19 protein-coding genes and 1 pseudogene are annotated in these 22,708 nt (G+C 60.0%); 13 read left to right on the forward strand and 7 right to left on the reverse strand.

Annotated features, from left to right (window positions below; genetic code table 11):
* Nucleotides 1-15: 15 nt before the first annotated feature.
* From NW845_RS05710 to NW845_RS05725, 4 genes are all read left to right on the forward strand, one after another.
* Nucleotides 16-798: an ABC transporter permease gene (locus tag NW845_RS05710; protein ID WP_414363767.1), complete on the forward strand. Its 783-nt coding sequence runs from the start codon at nt 16-18 to the stop codon at nt 796-798.
* Nucleotides 799-951: 153 nt separating this feature from the next.
* On the forward strand, nt 952-1,173 hold the full coding sequence (locus NW845_RS05715; RefSeq protein WP_414377388.1) for a DUF2839 domain-containing protein: 222 nt from the start codon (nt 952-954) through the stop codon (nt 1,171-1,173).
* Nucleotides 1,174-1,209: 36 nt separating this feature from the next.
* Nucleotides 1,210-2,037, forward strand: coding sequence for a carbon-nitrogen hydrolase family protein (locus NW845_RS05720; RefSeq protein WP_414377391.1), 828 nt, complete (start codon nt 1,210-1,212; stop codon nt 2,035-2,037).
* Nucleotides 2,038-2,061: 24 nt separating this feature from the next.
* Nucleotides 2,062-2,307: a glutaredoxin family protein gene (locus NW845_RS05725; RefSeq protein WP_414377394.1), complete on the forward strand. Its 246-nt coding sequence runs from the start codon at nt 2,062-2,064 to the stop codon at nt 2,305-2,307.
* A gap of 4 nt (nt 2,308-2,311) precedes the next feature.
* On the opposite strand, the gene NW845_RS05730 is transcribed toward NW845_RS05725, so the two are convergent.
* Entirely contained in the window at nt 2,312-5,806 is a 3,495-nt protein-coding gene (locus tag NW845_RS05730) for a DNA polymerase III subunit alpha (protein WP_414377396.1), read from the reverse strand.
* Between the two features lie 113 nt (nt 5,807-5,919).
* Between NW845_RS05730 and selD the strand changes: the two genes are divergently transcribed.
* From selD to NW845_RS05745, 3 genes are all read left to right on the forward strand, one after another.
* Entirely contained in the window at nt 5,920-6,984 is a 1,065-nt protein-coding gene (gene selD / locus NW845_RS05735; RefSeq protein WP_414377399.1) for a selenide, water dikinase SelD, read from the forward strand.
* A gap of 119 nt (nt 6,985-7,103) precedes the next feature.
* Nucleotides 7,104-7,604, forward strand: a complete 501-nt coding sequence (locus NW845_RS05740; protein WP_414377402.1) for a hypothetical protein — start codon at nt 7,104-7,106, stop codon at nt 7,602-7,604.
* Between the two features lie 115 nt (nt 7,605-7,719).
* Nucleotides 7,720-8,826: an ABC transporter permease gene (locus NW845_RS05745; protein ID WP_414335586.1), complete on the forward strand. Its 1,107-nt coding sequence runs from the start codon at nt 7,720-7,722 to the stop codon at nt 8,824-8,826.
* Nucleotides 8,827-8,880: 54 nt separating this feature from the next.
* Here the strand turns inward: NW845_RS05745 and NW845_RS05750 are convergent, their stop codons facing one another.
* A complete protein-coding gene (locus tag NW845_RS05750) occupies nt 8,881-9,810 on the reverse strand; it encodes a hypothetical protein (protein ID WP_414377405.1) in 930 nt (309 codons plus the stop codon).
* Nucleotides 9,811-10,119: 309 nt separating this feature from the next.
* On the opposite strand from NW845_RS05750, the gene NW845_RS05755 reads away from it, so the two are divergent.
* Nucleotides 10,120-10,686, forward strand: a complete 567-nt coding sequence (locus NW845_RS05755; protein ID WP_414363750.1) for a hypothetical protein — start codon at nt 10,120-10,122, stop codon at nt 10,684-10,686.
* Nucleotides 10,687-10,814: 128 nt separating this feature from the next.
* Here NW845_RS05755 and NW845_RS05760 read toward each other — a convergent pair whose 3' ends face one another.
* Nucleotides 10,815-11,756, reverse strand: a complete 942-nt coding sequence (locus NW845_RS05760; protein WP_414377408.1) for a hypothetical protein — start codon at nt 11,754-11,756, stop codon at nt 10,815-10,817.
* A 149-nt stretch (nt 11,757-11,905) separates the two neighbouring features.
* On the opposite strand from NW845_RS05760, the gene NW845_RS05765 reads away from it, so the two are divergent.
* Together NW845_RS05765 and mnmA are read left to right on the forward strand one after the other, a co-directional pair.
* Complete coding sequence (locus NW845_RS05765; protein ID WP_414347654.1) at nt 11,906-12,655, forward strand: HEAT repeat domain-containing protein; 750 nt, start codon at nt 11,906-11,908, stop codon at nt 12,653-12,655.
* Nucleotides 12,656-12,732: 77 nt separating this feature from the next.
* A complete protein-coding gene (gene mnmA / locus NW845_RS05770) occupies nt 12,733-13,845 on the forward strand; it encodes a tRNA 2-thiouridine(34) synthase MnmA (protein WP_414336169.1) in 1,113 nt (370 codons plus the stop codon).
* A 103-nt stretch (nt 13,846-13,948) separates the two neighbouring features.
* Here mnmA and NW845_RS05775 read toward each other — a convergent pair whose 3' ends face one another.
* The 3 genes from NW845_RS05775 to NW845_RS05785 form a co-directional block, all read right to left on the reverse strand.
* On the reverse strand, nt 13,949-14,635 hold the full coding sequence (locus NW845_RS05775; protein WP_414377410.1) for a glycerophosphoryl diester phosphodiesterase membrane domain-containing protein: 687 nt from the start codon (nt 14,633-14,635) through the stop codon (nt 13,949-13,951).
* Between the two features lie 96 nt (nt 14,636-14,731).
* On the reverse strand, nt 14,732-16,030 hold the full coding sequence (locus tag NW845_RS05780) for an FAD-dependent oxidoreductase (protein WP_414377412.1): 1,299 nt from the start codon (nt 16,028-16,030) through the stop codon (nt 14,732-14,734).
* Nucleotides 16,031-16,060: 30 nt separating this feature from the next.
* Nucleotides 16,061-18,154 carry a hypothetical protein gene (locus NW845_RS05785; protein ID WP_414377414.1) on the reverse strand — a complete coding sequence of 698 codons (2,094 nt, stop codon included), beginning with the start codon at nt 18,152-18,154 and terminating at the stop codon, nt 16,061-16,063.
* Between the two features lie 348 nt (nt 18,155-18,502).
* Here NW845_RS05785 and NW845_RS05790 point away from each other — a divergent pair, with 348 nt between their 5' ends.
* Complete coding sequence (locus NW845_RS05790; protein WP_414377417.1) at nt 18,503-18,856, forward strand: DUF6464 family protein; 354 nt, start codon at nt 18,503-18,505, stop codon at nt 18,854-18,856.
* On the opposite strand, the gene NW845_RS05795 is transcribed toward NW845_RS05790, so the two are convergent.
* Nucleotides 18,853-20,307 (reverse strand): BCD family MFS transporter, encoded by a 1,455-nt coding sequence (locus NW845_RS05795; protein ID WP_414377419.1) that lies wholly within the window; start codon nt 20,305-20,307, stop codon nt 18,853-18,855. The two genes, NW845_RS05790 and NW845_RS05795, sit on opposite strands and share 4 nt — an antisense overlap.
* A gap of 479 nt (nt 20,308-20,786) precedes the next feature.
* Here NW845_RS05795 and NW845_RS05800 point away from each other — a divergent pair, with 479 nt between their 5' ends.
* Entirely contained in the window at nt 20,787-21,794 is a 1,008-nt protein-coding gene (locus NW845_RS05800) for a hypothetical protein (protein WP_414377422.1), read from the forward strand.
* Between the two features lie 233 nt (nt 21,795-22,027).
* Nucleotides 22,028-22,708, forward strand: a pseudogene (locus NW845_RS05805) (hypothetical protein); the annotation flags it as partial.

Consider the following 22,708-nt stretch of genomic DNA (forward strand, 5'->3'; position numbering starts at 1 on the left):
TTGGAGAGAGAACGAATGCTGCGCTACTTGCGGGTGCTGTGGCTATTTTGGAGCACTTCTGTAGCAGCAGAAATGGAGTACCGCGCCAACTTCTTTTTTGCCAGCCTCAGCAGCTTAGGCGGCCTCGTGTCAGCTCTGTTTGGGCTTTCACTGTTCTATCAGCAGGGGCACCGCCTGGGGGGTTGGAGCTGGCCGGAGGCGCTCATCGTCTTGGGCATGTTCACCATCTTGCAGGGGGTGTCGGCCAGCCTCTTTAACGTCAACTTAAACCGCATCGTGCAGCAGGTGCAGGAGGGCACTCTGGATTTTGTTTTGCTCAAGCCCATTAGTAGCCAGTTTTGGCTGTCAACCCGGGTGTTCTCTCCCTGGGGCCTGGTGGATATCGGCTTTGGCCTGGTGCTGATTCTCTACGCCGGGATCCAGTTGCGCCTGCCGGCCTGGGCCTATGTTTTGGGTTTATTGCTCCTGCTCCTGGGATTGGTCATCCTCTACAGCCTCTGGTTTATGCTGGGGGCCACCAGCATCTGGTTTGTCAAGATCTACAACGTCACCGAGGTACTGCGGGGCTTGGTAGAGGCGGGGCGCTTCCCCCTGGTGGCCTATCCGGTGGCCTATCGGCTGTTTTTTACCTTCGTTGTGCCGGTGGCTTTCTTGACCACAGTACCGGCGGAAACCCTGTTGGGGCGAGCCCAGTGGCCGTGGCTTGTGGGATCCGCCCTGCTGGCGGTGGGGCTGCTGGTCGGATCCCATTTGTTCTGGCGCTTTGCCCTGCGCTTTTACACCAGCGCCTCTAGTTAGGCTCCCAAATTTCTTGCCCAGAACCCCGGCACCGACAAAGTGCCCTTAAAAAACCTTCAGCCGACCCAGCAGTCGCAACCCCACCAGCTAGGAGAGGCCCAGAGGAATTAAGATGAAAGTCACGACTGTGCCAAAACCATTGGAGGCCAGCCTATGGGCGAAGCAAAGCGCCGCAAAACCCGCAAAAGCCCCGATCCTGACCAAGAGCTACTGTTTCCCCAGCTCAAAGATATTCCTCTCACCAAAGCCCAAGCCCGCACGATCTACAATTGGACAACTCGGGGCGCTTGGGCCGGCATTATTCTCCTGGCCATTGTTTGGGTGGTGGTGCGATTTGTGGGGCCTGCGTTGGGCTGGTGGCACCTGGTGGGCTAGACGGCTGGATCCTTTGAGTTTTCCTGGAGTTTCCCCATGCGATCCTATTTGGCAGCCGCCCTTCAGATGACCAGCACCCCCGATCTGGCCGGCAACCTACAACAGGCAGAGGAGTGGATTGACTTTGCGGCGCGGCGGGGATGTGAGCTGGTAGCTTTGCCGGAAAACTTTGCCTTCATGGGGCCGGAGGAAGAAAAAGCTCGCCTTGCCCCAGAGATTGCGCAGCGGGCCGAGGAGTTTTTGGCCAAGATGGCCCAGCGCTACCAGGTATTCGTGCTGGGCGGGGGATACCCGGTGCCGGATGGACAAGGCAAGGTGTACAACACCGCCGCCCTCTACAGCCCCGAGGGTAAGGAGCTGGCTCGCTACTGCAAGATCCACCTCTTCGACGTCAACCTGCCCGACGGCAACACCTACCGCGAGTCGAACACGGTGGTGAGCGGCAACGAGGTGGTGGTCTGCCAGGAAGAGCGGCTGGGCATGCTAGGTCTATCGGTTTGTTACGACGTGCGCTTTCCGGAGCTGTATCGTTCCTTGGTGGATCGAGGAGCGCAGGTGCTGTTGATCCCCGCCGCCTTTACCGCCTACACGGGCCGGGACCACTGGCAGGTTTTGCTGCAGTGTCGCGCTATTGAAAACACCTGCTACGTGATTGCTCCCGCCCAGGTGGGCACCCACTACGAGCGGCGGCAATGTCATGGCCACGCCATGATCGTGGATCCTTGGGGGACGATCCTGGCGGATGCCGGCGGCGAAAAACCAGGGGTGGCCATTGCCGAGATCGACCCGGAGCGCCTGCAGCTTATCCGGCGGCAGATGCCCTCGCTGCAGCACCGTCGTCTGGCCTGTACTGTCAGCCTTTAGGGATCCCCTATGCCTTGACCGCCCTTGATCCTCTACAGCAAGCCCGGCTGCCACCTCTGCGAGGGCCTAGCGGAGAAGTTGCAGCAGATCCCTGAGATCGCCACGTTGGAAATCCGCGACATTACTGCCAACCCCGCCTGGTGGGAGCGCTACCAACTGGAGGTTCCCGTGCTGAGCTTGGCGGGGGATCCCGAACGATCTCTGCCCCGCCCCTCGCCGCGGCTGACGGTGGCGCAGTTGCGCGCCTGGCTGGAACAACAGTTGGGTTGACGGCTTAAGAGGCTAGCGCTTCGCTGCGGGCGGTATAGCCAGCTTGGCGCAAAGCTGCCACGGTGGCCTCGGCATCTTTAACCCAAAATTGAGATCCCAGTCTTACCCAGAGCGTGTGGGGAGGGGCGACGATGGCCGCCACAACGGGGATGCGATTTTCTTCCTTGGCTTCCGAGCGTTGACGGGTAAGAACCGCCTGCAGACGGTGTCGCTCCTCTACAGTTCCGGCAGCCTCCAGAGGGAGTTGCACCGTAACCCAACTCACCGATTCAATTGGCTGTAAGTCCTCGACAATCAATTGCACCTGTTCATCCCGCTGATCCACCTTGGCCCAGATCAATAGCCGTTGATCCACCTCCAGGCGATGGCGCAAACGTTCGTAAGTCTTGGGGAAGATCACCGCTTCGCAACTGCCGGTGAGATCTTCCAGTTGCACAATGGCCATGCGATCCCCTTTCTTGGTGGTTACGGTTTTGATGGCGGTCACTAGGGCCAGAATGCCTACAGAAGTCTCGGCTGCGTAGCCGCTCAAATCCGAGAGGTTAACGGGAGCCAACAGGCGCGCCTGCTCTTGAATCCGCCGCAGCGGGTGATCCGAAACATAAAAACCCAACAGCTCCCGTTCCAGCCTTAACTTTTCTGGCGCTGGAAAATCTTCGGTAGCAGGCCCCCGCGGCGCCTCCATAAATCCCTGGCCATCACTGCTGTCGCTGCCCAACAAATCAAATAGGCTGGCTTGACCAATGGCTTTGGACTTGGCCCGCTCCGTCGCCCAGGTGAGAATAGGATCCAGATCCACCATTAATTGCTTGCGGTTGGGGGAAATACAATCAAAAGCGCCTGCACAGATCAGCGACTCGATGGCGCGACGGTTAACCAGGCGCAGATCCACCCGCTGGCAAAAGTCGGCCAAAGAGGTGAAGGGGCCCCCCGCCTGGCGGGCAGCCAGGATGTTTTGAATCGCCCCCTCACCCACATTCTTCACCGCCCCTAGACCAAACAAAATGCTGGATCCTTGGGGGGTAAAATCCAGCCCAGAGCGGTTGATATCGGGCGGTTGAATCTGGATCCCTATCGACAGACAATAGGTGATATAGCGCTGCACCTTATCTTGATCCCCTCCCACAGAAGAAAGCAGCGCCGCCATGTATTCTGTTGGATAATTGGCCTTGAGATAGGCTGTCTGGAAAGTAATCAGTCCATAGGCCGTAGAGTGGGATTTGTTGAAGCAATACTCGGCGAAAGCAACCATCTGGTCAAATAGTTCCGTGGCCACTTCCTTGGCCACACCTCGCTCCAAAGCTCCCCGGACGAATTGCTCCCGCTGTTGCTCCATCTCGGAAACTTTCTTTTTCCCCATCGCCCGCCGCAGCAGGTCGGCCTGGCCCAGGGTATAGCCGGCCATGTCCTGGGCAATGCGCATGATCTGTTCTTGGTAGAGAATGGCGCCGTAGGTATCTTGAAGGATTGGCTTGAGGAGATCGTGGGCATAGGTTACCGGCTTGCGGCCATGTTTGCGATCGATAAAGTCTGGGATCATGCCCGTATCCAATGGCCCCGGTCGGTAAAGAGCCAAGACCGAGGAAATGTCTTCTAAGTTGGAAGGCTTGAGCTCTCGCACCACCTGCTTCATCCCAGAAGATTCCAGTTGGAAGATCCCTTCCAGCTCTCCCTTTTCCAAAAGTTGGTAGGTTTTCTCGTCATCCAAGGGTAGGTTATCCAGGTCGATGGTGACCCCTCTGTGCTCTCGAATCAGCTCCACAGCCCGCTGGATCATCGTCAGGTTGCGCAGCCCCAAAAAGTCCATCTTCAGCAGGCCCAGAGACTCAATATCTTCCATCGAGTACTGGGTAATAATTTGGCCTTCGTTGTTGTATTGCAAGGGCACGATCTCATCCAAGGGATCCTTGGCGATGACCACGCCGGCAGCGTGAACCCCAAAGGTTTTGTTGGTGCCTTCCAACAGGCGGGCCAGCTCGATCCAGCGGTGAGTGGTTGGGTCTTTCTCGTATTTTTCTTTGAACTCTGGAGCCGGCGTGTTCTCGCCGATCATCTCCTCCAGTTTGGCAGGCTTACCCCGCGATACCGGGATCAGCTTTGCCATTTTGTCGGCTTCGGCATAGGGAATATCGAGCACCCGGGCAACATCTTTGAGAATAGCTTTGGAAGTCATGCGGTTAAAGGTGATGATTTGGGCCACTCGCTCTTGACCATACTTGCGGGTTACATAGTCGATCAGCTCTCCCCGCCGCTCGATGCAGAAATCGGTATCGATATCCGGCATCGATTGCCGTTCCGGGTTGAGGAAACGCTCGAAGAGCAACCCATATTTGACGGGGTCAATATTGGTAATTTGCAGGGCATAGGCCACCAGGGATCCGGCTGCCGAACCGCGGCCTGGGCCTACTGGGATCCCGTGCTCGCGGGCATAGCGAATGTAGTCCCAAACCACCAGGAAATAGCTGGAGAAGCCTTTTTGTTGGATGATGCTTAGTTCAAAGCGCAGGCGCTCCTGATAGTTTTCCGGAATCTGATCTGGATAGGCAACGCCGCAGCGTTTTGCCAAGCCCTGCCAGGCCAATTCGGTGAGATAGCTATCGGCAGAATGGCCCGGTGGAACCGGGTAGTCGGGCATGCGCATTTCCCCAAATAGGTCATAGCCCTCGATCTTTTCCAGCACCTTGAGAGTGTTGGCAATGGCTTCATCGATCACCTCTTGCTCCAGGTGATCGCGGCAGAGGCGGCGCATTTCTTCTGGGCTTTTCAGGTATTCCGTCCCACTGTAGCGAAGGCGATCTTTCTCGGTAAGAGATTTGCCTGTTTGGATGCAGAGCAGGGCATCGTGGGCCTCCACATCCCAGCAGGAGATGAAGTGGCTATCATTGGTGAGGATGATCGGGATCCCCAATTCGCGAGCAATGCGCACCAATTGCACATTGACAAAGCGGTCTTCTCGATAGCCGTGATCCTGGATCTCAATGTAGTAATCATCTCCAAACTGTTCTTGATACCAGGCGGCAACCTGGCGGGCAATTTCTGGCCGCCCCTGCAAAATGGCCTGGGGCACTTCCCCAGCTCGACAGCCGCTGGTCACGATCAACCCCTCCTTGTATTGGGCCAAATACTCTTTGTTGATGCAGGGGCGAGCAAAGATCCCCTTGCCTTGAACGCCGTGGAGATGGGAAATGGTGGTTAGCTTCACCAAGTTTTTATAGCCCTGGGTGTTTTTGGCTAGAACCACTTGGTGATACTTGGGATACTTGCGGCTTTTGTCTCGAATATCGCCGTTGATAACATACATCTCGTTGCCAATAATCGGCTTGATCCCTTTGCTTTTACACAGTTTCACCAGCTCAATGGCCCCATACATGACGCCGTGATCGGTCAGGGCCAGTCCTGGCAAACCCATCGCCACCACCTGCTCAATCAAACGCGGCAATTGGCTAGCCCCGTCCAGAAGGCTGTACTCGCTGTGCAAGTGCAAGGGGACAAAAGACATGGCAACGCTATGGGTAGAGGGATCCCTTCAACCTTAGCCCAGCGCCCCTTTTTCCAGTTGCCGCCAGCTGCCGCTACAGTAAAGTCAGGCCGACGTTTTCTCCCTTTGCTTGCATGGAGACTCCCCTTCGCCTCACCCAGTACTCCCACGGCGGCGGCTGCGGCTGCAAAATTGCCCCGGCGCTGCTGCAGCAGATTCTTAAGGAGCTGCCTCTTCTTTGGTCAGATCCGGCCCTGTTGGTGGGGGCTGAAACGAGCGACGATGCCGCCGTCTACCAACTCAACGACGAGCAGGCCCTGATCCTGACCACCGACTTTTTCATGCCCATCGTGGACGATCCGGTGGATTTTGGCCGCATTGCCGCAGCCAACGCCCTCTCTGACGTTTACGCAATGGGGGGCACGCCCATTCTCGCCCTCGCCATTTTGGGCATGCCGGTCAACACCCTGCCCCTGTCGGCTATTCGGGAGATCATGGCCGGGGGAATCCAGATCTGTCAGGAAGCCGGGATCCCTTTGGCCGGGGGGCACTCCATCGATTCGCCCGAGCCCATCTTCGGCTTGGTGGCGGCAGGCCTGGCCCACCCGCAGCACATCCGCCGCAACGCCACGGCTCAGCCCGGCGACGACCTCATCCTAACCAAGCCGCTGGGGATCGGGGTGATGACCACGGCCCTGAAAAAGGGCCAGCTCAGCGCAGCGGGCTATGCAGAAGTTTTGCAGGTGATGACCCAACTTAACTGCATCGGCCCACAACTGGCGCGGCGACCCCAGGTCCACGCCCTAACCGATGTCACGGGGTTTGGTCTTTTGGGGCACTTGCTGGAGGTCTGTCGTGGCTCAGGGGTAAGCGCTGAGTTGGATCTGGCTGCTATTCCCTTTTTGCCCGAGGCCCTCTCCTTGGCGGAGGCGGGGATCTTCCCAGGCGCAGCCCGTCGCAATTGGCAAAGCTATGAAGGCGTAGAGGCCGACTCTCTGCTGGAGTGGCAGCAGTTGCTCTTGGCGGATCCGCAAACCAGCGGGGGCTTACTGGTGGCGGTGGATCCCGCCTTCACGGCAGAGCTTTTGCAAGAGCTCCACAGCGCCGGCTACTCCTATGCCCGCCGCATTGGCCGCTGCCAGGCCGGCGAAGGGATCGCCATTCGGGTTGTCGGCGAGATCCAAACCCCCCGCCAGTAGCTTGGGGGAAGGCCACGTTTGGCCCTCTCCCCCCAATCTATGAAGATTTGGTCAAGCAGAGCTGCGAAAGTTGAAGATCTCATGTAAGGGGAAGGGGAGCTGAGATATCTTAAAGAGGTATGAACGAGCCCTCTCCCAACAGCCATAGCCTGGTTCAGTGGGTTGAGCCAGGTCAACTGATTCGCAGCCTCAGCAGCGGCCAATTGCTGATGGTGGATCCACAGCGGCACAACGCCTTGATCATCTGCAAGACGTTTCATGCCGAGTTTGCCGGGCCGGGCGCTGCGGTGGGGGAGCCCTTGGATGTGGAGTCGAGCAGCGTGATCCCGATTGGGGATGTGGCTCTGTTGCATCCTCAGGGCTATCAAGAGCGGCAAAACGCCTATACCAAGCGGCTGCACTGGATGCGCTGGTTGCAGCAGATCACCGATAATCCTTTGCCGGCCCAGCGGGCGCGGATTTTGCTCTTTAGCTTGGAGGAGTTTTTCTCTGCGGAGTTGGTCAAGCAGTTGCCGGATGAGGTTTTGGCGCGGCTGGTGGGGGTGCTGCCGCAGACCATCGCCGCAGCTCGGATGGAAATGATGGCCCCCTGCAGCCCCAGCTATTCCCTGGCCGGCTAGGGGGATCCGTTCAAGATTGGACGGCGTGGGCAGTGTCTTCAAAATAACCCCAAAGCTTAGCTACACTAAAAGCCAACTTCGTTCTGGCAACTCGCCCAACCGGGACCCTGGCCTCATGCAGTGGTGGAAACGGCTGCGCCAAAATCGCTGGGCTCAAGTGGGAGCCTACATTCTCGTTTTTTTCTACGTCTGCGCCATTTTTGCCGAGTTTGTTGCCCCCTACAGCCCGCTGGAATCGCAGCCAGGGGGATCCCTTTTGCCCCCCACCGCCATTCACTTGTGGGATGAGTCGGGCGCTTGGCTGGGGCCCCACGTTTACCCCACCCGCCAGGGGCCGGTGGATCTGGAAACGGGCGAACGTCCGCTTTTGGTGGATAGCAGCCGTCCCGCCGGGATCCGCCTGTTTGTGGCCGGCACCCCTTACCGTTGGCTGGGGCTGATCCCCTGGGATCGACATTTGTTCGGCACCGTCCCCCTGCGGCCAGAGGAAGGGCTGCCGGTAGCGCGGCTGCACCTGCTGGGCACGGATGATCAGGGCCGCGACTACTTCAGCCGTCTGGTCTATGGCGGGCGCGTCAGCCTGTTTGTTGGCCTGGTGGGCATCGGCATCTCTTTTCCCATCGGCCTGCTGGTGGGGGCCATATCCGGCTACTTCGGCGGCTGGGTGGATACGCTGCTGATGCGGCTGACTGAGGTGTTGATGTCGATCCCAACCCTGTATTTGCTGGTGTCGCTGGCGGCGGTGTTGCAGGTGAACCCGCTGACCGGCGTGCCCTTCAGCAATGCCGAGCGCTTTTTGGTGATTGTGGCCATCCTCTCTTTTGTGGGTTGGGCGGGCTTGGCCAGGGTCATTCGGGGCCAGGTGCTGTCCTTGCGGGAGCGAGACTTTGTGCAGGCGGCGCGGGTGGCCGGGGCCGGATCCCTGTATCTGCTGGTGCGGCATATTCTGCCTCAGACCACCACCTACGTGGTGATCTCGGCAACCTTGGCGGTGCCCGGCTACATCGTGGCGGAGTCGGTGCTGAGCTTGATCGGCCTGGGGATCCAACAGCCGGATGCGTCTTGGGGAAATATGCTGTCGCTGGCCACCAATGCTTCGGTAATCATTCTACAGCCTTGGCTGGTGCTAGCCCCCACCCTGATGGTGGTGCTCACCTCTTTGTCTTTTAACTTGCTGGGGGATGGTCTGCGAGATGCCCTCGACCCGCGGGATCCATTTTGAGGAGAAGCTGCTTCCGAATTGTGACGGTTCAGGGGAGATGCGAGGGTCTGCCGTTCACCGCTTTCCGTCCGGATAGAGCCGATTTAGCCCCTTGCGAGCCTTAGCATAAACATCCAGGGTGGCATTCATTTTTAGGATCTGGCGGTAAACTTGCTCGGCCCGGGCGATTTCCCCCTCCTGCTCCAACTTCTCGGCCAGCTTGAGCAAACTTTGGGCCGAGGGATCCGCCAAAGAACCCTGCTCCTGCAGTTGCTGCAGCTCTTCCAGGCGCTCCTGCACCATTGGTCGCAACAGCCAGGAATCATCCAGATCCAACACCTCTCGGTAGTAGCGCTGGGCCTCTTTGAAGTTCTTCTGCTCGTCGTAGGCTTCCGCCAGTTGCAGAGCCAGCTCCGCCGTGGGCCGATCCTTAAACTGGCGATGCAGTTGGTTCAGCCGCCGCAGGAAGGGGGATCCCTGCTGCGGGTTTTGTAAATCCGGGGCGTGTTGAACCGGCAGATAGTTGCTCCTCTCCGCCGATTGTTGAGGGGAAGGGGCAGGCTCCGCGGCTTGAGATCGAAGGGGCGTTTGACGGCTGATGCTTTTGGGGTCAATGGGGGCGGGCTTGTAGACCCAAACCGGCTGATCCGGAGAGGATGCCGGTGGGGTTGGGTGTGGGATCGGCTGGGGCAAGGGAATGGTTTTGCGCTCCGGCGGTTCAGGAGGGGGTTGCTTCAGTTCTGCAAGGGTGCCGGGAGGTTTGGGGGCTTGGAATTGAATTGCTTTGGCAGTCTCCCTGCGCTCTTGGGCCAATTCTCGATAGAGGGCGGCCAATTGGGCATACCCCGCTTCTTCGTAGGCGGTGGCCAGCCAACGGGCATTCTCCGGGCTGGGATCCGCACGATAAGCCCGCCGCAGCAACTGCAAAGCAGTGCCATAATTGCGCTCTCGAATGGCTGCCTGCCCCAAACTGGCTGAGCTGACCCCGGTTGTATCGCTAGCCATGGTTCTCCGTTATGCCTTGCTGTGCAGCGATAATAAATCAGTTTTCCTTTTCCAAGCCAGCCACTCAGGGCAACCTTGGCAACTGGATCCCTTGGCCATAGCATACCCTTGTCGAGCCGAACGCTGACGGGGAAAGACTTCTCTTCTTGTTGGGATCTGCTCGGTAGACATCTTTAGCCGATGTTGATTTGAGATTGAGGCGTTGAGATCTGGATGTGAGGCGTACTTTCAAGCTAGCTTGTAGTCAAGACCCGAGCAGCGACAGGTTTCGGCGCAAACATGATTCAACAGTTTCGAGAGCGGTACCCTATGGGCAGTTTGCTCACCGATCTGTTGCGCGTAGAAGAAGGGATCTACATTGTCAAAGCCCAGGTGGTGGTGAACAACACGGTTCTGGGCAGTGGTATTGCCGGCTCCAACACAGTAGAAGAAGCGGAAGATGCTGCGCTGAAGCGCGCTTTAAACCACGCAGGATTCGGTCATTCCGCAACTTCCTTGAGCTTGGGTATGGATTCTGCTGCCGCCAGGCTGCCCTATTTGCCAACTCCCGACTTGGCCTTGGCCAATGGGCGCACCCACTCTTCTCCTGCCCCTCAAGCCCCTGAGCCAACAGGGATCCCTGTCCGACAGCAGTCGCTCCCGGAGCTGCCCAACCTGAGGGAGCCAGAGGCCCAGGGGGAGGATTTGTCGGACATCATTGCTCAAACAGATGTCGAGATGCAGCGTATTGGCTGGGGCCGCAAGGAAGGACAAGAGTTCCTGGAGCGTCGCTTCCAGAAAAAATCTCGCCACCAACTGAATGAGGCCGAACTGCGGGAGTTCTTGCGCTATTTAAAACAGCAGCCGTCACGCCTCAACAGCGAGCCTCGTTTTTGATTTTCCCAGACTCCCTCACCCCCAACCCCTCTCCCTCTGGGAGAGGGGAGTTAGACTTGACTTTGGAAAAATCCCTTGCCCAGAGGCGGGAGAGTAGATCAAACCGCTGGGCTCTGGAATAGCCACGGCTAGGGCGCACCCACAATTACAGTGGTGTCTTGCATTGTCTTCACGACGGTCTCGCCTCCTTCCGAGAGCACAACCCGTCGCTCTGGCACCGATACTCCGGCCACCCTGGCAGTTTGGTAGTTCTGCCCGGCCTGCACCACAGAAGGGATCACGCCTGGACCGGAAACCAGCGCAAAGGATTCACCGCCGATTTGGACAACCCCAGAAACTTGCACGCTGCGGGCAAAGGCCGCCGGGTCGGGAGTGGGCGTCGGGAGCGGGGTGGCCACTGCTACGGGCACTTCGCCACCATTGCCGGGCGGCGGCAGTTCCGGAGGCGGAGGTAGAGGTGGCAGATCAAGGGTCGGCTCAGGAGCACGCACGTTCTGGGGCACAAAGGGATCCGCCCGTCCGGCTCCACTTAAGGCCCGCTGGGTTTCCTGCTCCCGATCCACCGGTGGGATCAGGCTAGAGGCAGCTTGGGTGGTTTGCAGAAGAGAAGGCACCGGCGGCGGTTGGTCAGGAGCGGTCTGGCCAAAACCGTCGGGCAGGTTTGCCGTTTGTTGCCGGGCAAGAGCTTGCATCTGGCTGGCTCCCCGCGCCAGAGTAGCGTTCATGTCCTGTTCCCAACGGCCTGAGGCATTCAGCCGCATGATCACGGGGCTGCTGCCGCCGCGCGACTCCACCCAGATCTCGGCTGCTGTGTCGCTCAGCCGACGGGAGCGGAGGATGCGGGATCCCGGCGGCAAAAGCGGCTGCAGCGCCAGTTCCGCTTCGGGAACCGCTTGTCCGTTGGCCAAAGCAGAAGACAAACGAGGGGACAAGCACAACATGCCCCCTGCCGACAACAGGAGGATCCCAAGTGAGAGCAGTTGGCGAGCAGGTAAAGATTTCAGCATAGAGACCACCGGCAGAGAGCCTCGCATCACCAAAATAGCCAAAATCTTGGGGATGGGGCTCAATCGAGCTGCTTTTTTCGGCAACAATGCTAGGATTTCCCAATCAAAGCCTCACCCCCTGTCGATAGGGATCCCGACCTCAAAGCCGGCCCCTGTCCGAGCGCAGCCCAATTTGCCATAATGAAGAGAGACTGTAAACATTTGTTAAGGCCATGACTGTCTCTGCTCTGGATCCTGTCAACCCCGCTCGTCTGGAGGAAATCGCCCAACGCTTGCGCAGCCAACGCCCTGCGGATCGCATGGTGGCCTTGGCCCAGTTGCGGGATGTGCCAGCGGAGCAGGCGGTGCCGCTGATTTTGCAGGTCATCGACGACGAAAACCTGCAGGTGCGCTCTTTTGCCGTCTTTGCCCTGGGGATCAAGCAGACGGACGCCTGTCTGCCCAAGCTGCTGGAGATCCTCACCCAAGACCCGGACTACGGCATTCGCGCCGATGCGGCAGGCGCCCTGGGCTACTTGGAAGATCCGCGGGCTTTTGAGGCCCTGGTGCGGGCTTTTTATGAAGATGTGGAGTGGCTGGTGCGCTTCAGCGCCGCCGTGGCCCTGGGCAACCTGAAGGATCCACGGGCCTATGAGGTGCTGCTGCGGGCGTTGGAGGGGCCGGAAGTGTTGCTGCAGCAGGCGGCCATTGCAGCTCTGGGAGAACTGGGGGATCTGCGGGCTTTGGATCACATCCTGCGGTTTGCCCAGTCGGAAGATTGGCTGGTGCGGCAGCGGCTGGCCCAGGCCTTGGGAAATCTGCCCTCGCCCAAGAGTGTTTCTGCCCTCAACTATCTGGCCAGGGATCCCCACGATAGCGTTGCCGCGGCGGCTTTGGATTCGCTGCGGCGGCTGCGCCAAAGGGGCTTCCCAGAACCCACGCCTGAGGCGGGATCCCGGCCAGCCGATTCGGAAGCAAGCTAAGCTGGAAATCCGGGTTTGGCCTGGTGTAGGGAGGCGAGGATTTGCCGACCCTTGTTGTTTCCTGATCCCCTGCTGCGATGGTTACCAGCCCCCATCCTCTAGTTGCTCCGGAAATAGCCGGATCCCCCTCTCGGCCCCGCATTGTGGCGGCCCTTTCTGGGGGGGTAGACAGCTCCACGGTGGCGGCCCTTCTCCACGAACAGGGCTATGCCGTGGAGGGAGTGACTCTCTGGCTGATGCGGGGGAAAGGCCAGTGCTGCACCGACGGCCTGGTGGATGCTGCTGCCATCTGTGAGCAATTGGGGATCCCCCACCATGTGGTGGATAGCCGTGAGCTGTTTCAGGCCGCCATTGTCGATTACTTGGTGGCCGGCTATGGGGAGGGGATCACACCGCTGCCCTGCTCCCAATGCAACAAGCTGGTGAAGTTCGGCCCCCTGCTGGCCTATGCCCGCGAGACGCTGGGCATCTCTCAGATCGCCACCGGCCACTACGCGCGGGTGCGTTTTGAGGCCGAGCTGGGGCGCTATCAACTGCTGCGGGCGGTGGATCGGCAGAAGGATCAGTCCTATTTTCTCTACGACCTCAGCCAGGAGCACCTGGCCCACAGTCTCTTCCCCTTGGGCGAGTACACCAAGGCCCAGACCCGTCAGATTGCCGCGCGCTACGGCTTGGTTACAGCAAACAAGCCCGAAAGCCAGGATCTGTGCTTGATCGAGACCTATGGCTCGATGCGCAACTTTTTGGATCAGCACCTGGGTCAAAGGCCGGGGGAAATTGTCGATACCCAGGGGCGAGTCCTGGGATATCACGAAGGTATCCACCACTACACCGTCGGCCAGCGCAAGGGGCTGGGGATTGCCTCTTCCCGTCCGCTCTATGTGGTGCGCATCGATGCGGCCATGAACCGCGTGGTAGTGGGAGAGCGGGAAGAAGCCACCCAAGCTGAGGCGTGGGTGCGGCGGGTGAACTGGGTCTCGATCCCTGCGCCGGCAGAACCCTTGGCCGTGGAAGTGCAGGTGCGCTACCGTACCCCACCGGTGCCGGCTATGGTGATCCCAAAATCGCCGGAGCGGGTGAAGCTACAGTTTGCCGAGCCGCAATTTGGCGTCACCCCTGGCCAAGCCGCCGTCTGGTACCACGGGGATCTCCTGCTGGGAGGTGGCATCCTGGAGCGCCCTTCTCCCTAACTAGAGATTCGGCAGAGCTCTCTGGCATTACTCCCCTCTCCCCTTGGGAGAGGGGCGGGGGGTGAGGGCTCCCCTTTTTTGCCATCCGAGACAAACGCCGCAATCAGGAGGCCGCTTGCCCCTTCAAGTGCTGCAGGGATCGGAACAGGAGCACGATATAGGTCCAGGCAAGTGGCGTAACTGCTACCCCCCCGACCACCCCAGGCACCAACCCAAGCACAGTCCCATCAAAGCCGAGGATCGAACCTAAGACTCCTGCAAAAACAACAAAAACAAAAAAGACAACAGCCCAAATCAAACCTGGAACCACAAGAGCCCAAAACACGCCCCACCAGCGGCCCTTGACAAGGTTCCAACTGTAGCGCAGCCCTTCTGTAGCTCCTCGATTTTCCAAGGCAATGGCACAAGGGGTAAAAACCAGCCTGACTCCCACGTAAATGCCAGGAAGGATCAAAAGGAGGGAGGCAAGGAAAGAGAGGAGTCCTACTAAGATGCTGCCGAAAACCAGAGGCACTGCCTTCGAAAGGGCCCGGTCGAGGCTGTTGCCCAGCAGGGGAGCTTGCCGCTTCAGGTGCTGATCCACCAGCCAAAAGGCTGCGCCAGCCAGGATGGGAGCAACAATTAGGCTGTAGGCCAAATTGAGGATCCCCCCAAAAAGTGGGATCAGCTCTGCGACGATGGGAATGATAAGGCCAGGAGAGGCCAGGATCAACAGCGGCCCATAGACGGGGCCTACAACTTCAAACGAGCGCTGCAGAAGGGAAAGCGGGTTAAGAGTAGCGCTTTGCATGGTAGAGGGATCCCTGGGGTAGACACCCTCTACATACCACACCATCCCCCTTTTTGGGCTGAGAAGGGGATTAAGCAACTCAAGGTCTGGGTCTTGCTATACAGAAGATTTTTGTAAAATCCAAGCCGCCGCTTGTTCGCCGCTGCGCAGGGATCCCTCGAGGCTGCTCTGGTGGGTGTATTCTCCAGCCCAGAGAAGGCCCGGCAGGCCGCTGCAGGTGGGAACCAGATGCTGCTGAAAGCCGGGCGGCTGGACAAACTGGGCAAAAGGGATCCGATACACCCGCAGCAGGCGCAATCGTTCCAAGGGGGCTTTGGGAAAGTAGGCCTGCAGCTCGGCCCGGCAGGCTTGGGCCAGCTCCTCGTCGCCCAGAGGGGGATCCCCCAACACCGTCACCGAATAGAGGTGTTGGCCAGCAGGAGCCAGTGCTGGGCTAAGCTGAGTGAGCTGAACCCAGTGGTTGATCCAGCCTTGGCCGCTGGCGTTGAGGTACAAGTAGGCACCGCGGGCCAGGGAAAAGGGGGCGCAGAAATAAAGGCAGGTCACCGCCCGTCCCTGGGTGGGGATGGGTACAGGAGTCTGGGGGCAGAGCTCCGCTTGCCAAGCCCGCGCTTGAGGGGCATCGGTGGCGCAGACCACCCACTCGGCAGGGATCTCCTCGCCCTTGGCGGTGCGGATCCCGCGCACTTTTCCCTCTTCCACCAGGATGCGCTCCACCGGGGTTTGGTAGCGGATCTGCTCTGGGGCAAGGTGGCCGGCCAGTTGGCGGACAATCTCTCCCATGCCCAGCGCCGGGGTGACGATGGCTCCTTCGGCCATCATCTTGAAATAAAAGGCAAAGAGGCGGGCGCTGCTGGCCAGATCCGGATCCAAAAGAATGCCGCGGAAAAAGGGGTAGAAGAAGTGCTGGCAGATCTTTTGGGAAAATCCGTACTCCTCTAGGAACTCTCGCACCGAGCGGTCAGATCCCCCCAGTCCTTCCTGGAAAACCTGTTCTGGGGTGCGCCGCGCCAGCTCCGCCCGCAACTGCAGCACCTTGAGCTTGTCGCCAAAGCTGGCCAAGGGGTTGAAGAGGGAAGGGACAATGCTGGTCGGATCCCGCAGGGGATCCCCCAACAGCCAGCAGCGACCGGGTTGGGCCAGCATCGCTCCCGGACGGTAGGGGCGGGGGTTAAGCTTGCTCAGATCCAGATGCCGCCGCACTTGGGGATAGGCGGTAAACAGCACCTGAAAGCCGCGATCCAAACGGAAGCCCTCCACCGCGTCGGTGCGCACCCGCCCGCCGGGGCCGTCGCTTTTTTCCAGGACTAGGACATCGCTCCAACCCGCCTGGCTCAGCACCTTGGCGCAGGTTAAGCCGGCCAGCCCTGCCCCGATAATGACCACTCTGCCCATGCTGCTGGGATCCCTTCTCTGTGGAGTATTTTACCTGGCTCGATTCCTCAAGGCTGAGTCCCCTTCTGAGGCAGGATGTTCTGGCCCCCAGATGCGAATGGCGCCATCGGCACCGCCGCTGAGAAGGGTTTGCCCGTTGGGGCCAAACAGCAGAGCACTCACCATCCCAGTCTGGCCGCCCAGGGTGCGTAACTCTTTGCCGCTGCCCAAATCCCAGAGTTTGATCTGCTGGGCGCGGTGATCGGTGCCGCTGGCCAGCAGGCGGCCATCGGGGCTGAGGGCAAAGGTGGCCAAGCCAGACAAGGGCTGGGCCAGAGTGCGCTCGAGGGATCCCGTGCCCACGTTCCAGATCCAGATGCCGGAAGCGCTGGCGGCGAGCAAGTGGCGGCCATCGGGGCTGAGGAGCACCTGCTCGATGGGGTAGTCGGCCTCCAGGGTTTTCAACAAAGCCCCGCTGCCGGGATCCCAAAGATGAACGGTGGGATCCCCGTTGGCGGCCACCAGGATCCAGGGCGGGCTCCTTTTTTCCGCCACCCCAGAGGGAGCGAAGGCCACCGCCGTAATGCCTGACCCCTGGGTAACCGGGTGGGCGGCGCTGTCGATGGTGCGCACCAACTGGCCATCCTCAGCTTGCCAAAGGCGAATGGTACGGTCGGCGCTGCCGCTGGCAATCCAACGGCCATCGGGGCTGATGGCGACGCTGTTGATCAGCTCGGTGTGGCCCTGCAACTGCAGCCGTGGCACCCCATCCCCCAGGGTGGCCAAATCCCAAACCCGCACCGTCTTGTCGGCCCCCCCACTCACCAAAAAGGTACCATCGGGGCTGATGGCCAGCGTCTCAATCGAGCCTTCGTGGCCTGCCCAGCTCTGCAGCAGTTGGCTGGCCTGGGGATCCCAAAAGCGGATGACACCGTCGTCTCCCCCGGCAACCAGGAGATCTCCATCCGGGCTGATGGCCAGAGCGGTGATAGCGGCGGGGCCTTCCAGTGTGGCCTTGAGCTGCAAGGACTTGGCCCAGTCAGCTAGGTTGAGGGCAGGGCTGGAAGAGGATAGGGATCCAGTCCTGGAGGGATTGGGCGGCTGCTCTGGGGAGCTGAAGCTTTTGAGCCCAGCGGATCCCAAATTTGCCCTCGTTCCCGCGGGCGGGACAGAGTCCCTGGGCATAATTGCCTTCTCTCCCCACAGGCTGAGGTTGGCCGCCAGTTGCCAGGCAGCAGCTCCGAGTAGCACCAGCAAAGCCGCCAGACTACTCCCCGCCCAAAGTGGTGGGATCCAGAAACGCGCCCGCAGTGATACCGAGGAACGCGGCGGCGTAGTCGGCTCCTGTAAGGGAGCGGCGGCAACAGGGTCGGGCAGGATCTCAGCGCCGGGAGAGACGCCCTCTGCCAGAGGCAAAGCCTGGAGAGCGGCCAAAGCTGCCGCTGCCGAAGCAAAGCGCTGCCGCGGGTCACAACCCACCAGGCAGTCCAAAAAAGCGGCAAAAGGAGCGCTGGTAGGAGCCAGATCGTGCCAGCGCAGCTCCCCCGTCAACGGGTCGCGAAACAGCTTGTGGGGCGGGATCCCTGAGAGGGCCTGTATGGCGATGAGCCCAAGTGCCTCCAGATCCCTGTCGGCAGCCTCAGGCCCAGAGTTGCAGCAGCCCAAGCCCAACACCACCCAGCGGCCATCCGCCCGGCGACAGATCAGGCGAGAGGGCTCTAGGTTGCAGCAGTTTACCCCCTCACTGTGTAGCAAGGCCAAGGTTTGCAGCACATCTTGCAAAAAGGCCCGCACCTCCGCCTCTGACCAGAGCTGCCCTTGCTCCGTGGCCTGGCGCAAGGCTTGCTCCAGGGTAGGCCCCTCGATCCACTCTTCTACCCAGTAAAAGCCCCCCTCCTCCTCAAAATAGGCCAGCAGGCGCGGGAGAGTGTCATGGGATCCCAGGCGTTCCCGCAGCGCCATTGCCTGTTGAAATTGCTGCCGGGTGGCAGAGGGCTCTTCCTCCTTGGGAGAGCGAGGTTGCCAACGCCTGATCACCACCCAGATCTGTTCGGGGCGATGGCCATCTTGGGCCAGGTAGGTTTGCCCGCTGGATCCCAGTTCTTCTAGGATCTGATAGCGGCCAGCCAAGGTTTGCCCTACCATAAGGACTCCGGTCGCTCCAGGCAGATGTGGCTCACCAGTGGCCTATCCTCAGCCAGGCTACCAATCTTTGCTTCTGACCCATAATGCCACAGTAAGAAAACGGGGTCTAAGGCAACCCCCTCGGCAAGAGATAAGGTCTCTGGCTACTCGAGGCGCAAGAGATGGAGGTAACCTCCCTCGGGAAAAAGGAGATCTAGATCAGGCGCGAGGAGCTGGGGCTCGATCCTCTCCCCAATTGGCGGCCCGCCCAAGGAAAATCCTCTACACTAAATAGAACCAGTACAGGCAAAACCGCGTCCATTCTATTGTTTGCCGGTCTGTTCTCCAGGCTGGCCTCCTTGGCACCTTATGTCTTCTGTCAACCCGGCCTTGCCCATTCAGTGGATCGATGCGGATTCGGGAGAGGTGGTGGAGGAATGTCCCTGGGAGAGCAGCCCCCATCCGGGTACCTACGTTCAACTGGCGGAGCAGCACTATTTGGTTTTGGAAAAGCGCCATTCCTATCAACTGCGGCAGGGCAAATATCACCTGTGCAGTATCCGCGCTCTCATTCGCCCGGTGAGCCCACCCCCTGAGGCCGGCCACTTTCTAGGGGATCCCTCCTGTCGGTTCAATGCCCGCTCGCCCCTGTTACGCTGCGCCGTTAACCCCAACGGACCCTGCCAAGGCTGCCCCCACTACGAGCTGGCCCAGCGGCGCTAGCCCTCCAGGTCCAGCGCCAGCACCTCGGTCAGGGCGCGGCTGGTTTTCTCCCGGAACTCGGCTACGCTTACTCGTCCCAGCAAATACACCGCCAGCAGCATCACCGCCGCCTCCACCCCGAAGACGGTGGCGTAGGAGAGGACGGGGGAAGAGGGAAAGAGAATCCGCCCCAGATCCAGCAAGGCGCCACCAATGAGGGTAGAGAGCGCCTGCGACATGGCCTGGGCTAGGCCCCAGGCTCCAATGAAGGTGCCGGCGGTTTCTGCTGCCGTCAAGTCCAACATTAGGCTAATGGCGCCGTTGGTGGTGATCCCGGAAGCCAGGCCAAACAGGATCATGCACAGTTGCAACATCGCTGGCTCGCCCGTAAACCCTGCCAAAATGGTCAACCCAAAGGAGATCGCCACCAGCAGGCAGCCCAGCCGAGCCGTTGGCTGCTTGCCCAGCCTGGGCACGATCAGAAATCCGGTCACCACAATTCCCGCCAGAACGCCCAGGCTCCAGAAGGCGTTGAGCTGGGTACTTTGGGATACGGTCATGCCGAACACCTCGCCGCCATAGGGCTCCAGAACCGGCTGCTGGATAAACAGGCCCATGGTCATCAGAACCAAAAAGCCAAAGAAGATCAGGGTTTGGCGGCTGGCGGTGAGCACCTTGAGGGCCGTGCCCAGGGTGATCTGGTCTTCCCGCCCGGCCAAGGTGGAACGGGATCCATAGCGGGAATAGCGTTCTTCCACCCCCCAGGTGGCGATCACCCCCAGCAGGATCACCACAGCAGGAATAACAATGAAGAGGCGGTTGATCGTGCTCTGCAAGTTCTCGGGATCCAGGCCGCGCAGCAGCACTGCCGAGCCAATTGCCCCGCCGGCAATGCCCACCATCAGCATCGACCAGACGATCCCCACCAACTGGGAGCGGTTGTGCTCATCGGAAACATCCACCAGCAGCGCCGCAAAGGGCGTGGAGCAGGCGCTCAGGCAAAGCCCATAAAGAGCAAACATCAAGGCGGCGAGAGCAATCCAACCGTAGGTGGCCAGCGACCAACCGCTACTGGCAAAGCTCTGCCCCAAACCCCACACCACTTGCACCGCCAAGAAGATGCACAGGGCAAACAGCACCGAGCCCAGGCGCACATAGCCGCTGCGGTGCGTCCCAAACAAAGGCTTGGCATCAGAAAGCTGCCCAAACCAGACGCGGGCCGGGGAAACCAACTGGTGCATGGCCAGGGATCCCCCTACCACCGTGGCCGGGATGGCCAAGAGATCCAGGTCGATCATGACCCGGTTGAGCACCCCCAGCGTCAGCAGCGACATCATCCCCAGGCCCATCTGAAATAAGCCTAGGCGAAACATCACGGGCAAAGGCAAGGGGGGCGCCGAAGGCTGAGACTCTGAAGAAATGGCCGTGGCCGCAGACACGTTGACCTCAGGACCCCGTTGAATATTGGCCATGACCTGTGATGATTCATGCAAAAGCCCTACAGCTTTTTATGGTAGCCCAGGTAGCTGGGGATCCCGGCAAAGGGATGGGGTTGCCAAAAGCGAAACTGCCGCGCCGGCTCTCCGTAACCGGGTTATGGTCAGGGCATCGTTAAAGAAGGGAGCCTACTATATTGAAGGAAGCCCACATCCCCACCTTTTGGCTGCTGAGTTCGCTAAGCTGGATGAGCATTTCCCCGGCTGCTCTGCCGCTGATGTCCACTGCTTAGGCAAACCCTATGGATTTTCCGACGAGCCAGGATCCTTCCTCATCGCTGCCGCAATGGGCAGAGTACTTCGCTTATAGGCAGGTAATCGACCGGACAATCGCCATGACTAGGGATCCGCGGGCGTGATCCCTGGCAGCCCACTACGGGCTGGATATCGTTGAGCTCACCTGGGAAGATACCGGACGCCACAAGGGGTCTGCCCTCGGCCCCAACATCAGCGACATGACCATCCAGGTGCAGCAGCTCAACCCCCTGACGGGTCGCCGCGAGCTGAGCCTGATGCCGGTGATCCGCTACCCCAACTTTGCCGATCTCTCTGCCGACCTGCCCCTCGACAGCCTGAAGGTGCTGGTGGGCAACGAAAAAGGAAAACCCCTGCGCGCGGTGTCGCTGCGGGAGCTGCTGGGGAACCTGCGCCGCTACTTGCACAACCCCCGCTCTTGGGCCGGCAACCGCAACTCGCTGCTGGCCCCACGGGATAGCTATGTGCTGGTGAGCGCCCAGGCCGCCTTTTTGCCCATCCCTGCCGGGGGATCCGCCCAATTCAACCCGGTGCTGTTCAACTATCAGTCTTATCCGGGCAACCCAGCCGTGCTGGCGATCTTGTCCACCCGCGAGGGCACCAGCATTACAGTGATCGAGAACCGCCCGGAGGAGGGATGGGGGAAGATCTGGGGCCAGCGCCTTTTCTTCAACCAAAACGGTGAACGGGCCAGCCTTACTGGGCAGCGCCTCAGCGATTTCCAAGCCCAGCAAGGCGCCAACCCAACCCCCAGGGATCCCGACTCGGCGGAAGTTCCGGAAGAAGCCCTGAACCTGGTAATGCTGATCCAGGTGCCCCTCAAGCAAAGGAAAGTTGAGCAGGTCAGATACTTTACGGAGACCCTAGGCCTAGAGGACTGCTTCCCTAGCAATGTAGAAGCTGCCGTCATCGGCCACGGGGAGGTGGAGGGCCCCTTCACCGAGATCAACAACCTCGACATCGAACGGGATCCCCGCTTTCCCATTCGGGTCACTATCCAGTTCTACAAAGCCACCGACAACGGCGTGGTCTCCGCCGAGGATATGGCCCAAATTCACCGCCAGATTGCCCGCGTCTATCGAGAGGCCGACTATGTGGGCAGCCTGGTAATCCAGCCAGATACGGGCCGCCCGACCGAGTACGACCGCGACGCCGAAACCGAGCGCCCCTTTCCCTTTCCTTGGTTTCCTTGGTGGCTGCGACGCTAGCCTGTTGCCGCTGGTTTTGGCGGGGGCAAGCGGCAAAATCTTTCCGCGCCGGGGTTTCTCTACTACACTGACAACTGACCTGGTGCCAAGCGAAACGAGCCTTCGGGCCGCGGCGCTCGGCAGTTGCGGCCCTTGCACAGACAACAAACCCAATCTCGATCTTGTTTGAGACCGAGAGGCAGATCTATAGACAACTTTCGCTCAAGTCGGCGAAGAATTTCCCCGGCAACCTTATGGCTGACGCAGTTCCAGTTCGTCGCTACGACCTGTTTGTGCAAGCCTCGCGGCTGCTGCAGCGCTATCGGCAGTTGACGCCGGAACTGCGTCCGGTGGGAGTGGAGGTGGCGCTGGCCATCCAGTACCATCGCGCCCAGGCCGGCTCGGGATCCCTTCTGCCGGCGGTGGGATCCCCCCATGGCCTGCCTCTGCAGCAGGTGGCCCAGCGCATTTGCGATCCCTTCTATAGCAAAGTCCACCCCCTGCTGCCCACCCTGCCGGAGACGGGGGAGCCCTTGGTGTGGCCCTTGTTCAACCAAGGGGAAAATGGCCTTGTCCAGCCCCTGGCGCCAAGCAAAGTGGGCGGCAAACTAGCAGAACGGCGCTGGCTCAAAGCTTGTAACAGCCAGGAGGGCATTGGTTGTCATGCCCTGGCAGCCCATCTGTGGCAGGACGAGCGTTTTCTGGCCGAAGACCGGGATCTGTGTCCCTTTCGCCTCTACGACGGGCGCTACCCCTTGAGCGTGGATCAAGGGCGGCAAACCTGCGGCTTCGACGATCACCCTTGTGGCTGGCAACCGGGGCATCCCAAAATGCTGCAGGTGGTGGGCAAGGGCAAGCAAGCGGAGATTTTGCTCCCCCACTGGACCGAGGACATGTGGGCCATGCTCATCCCGCCCCATCGCCCCCTGCCCATC

The sequence above is a fragment of the Synechococcus sp. H60.2 genome (assembly GCF_047462315.1).
Classification (GTDB): domain Bacteria; phylum Cyanobacteriota; class Cyanobacteriia; order Thermostichales; family Thermostichaceae; genus Thermostichus.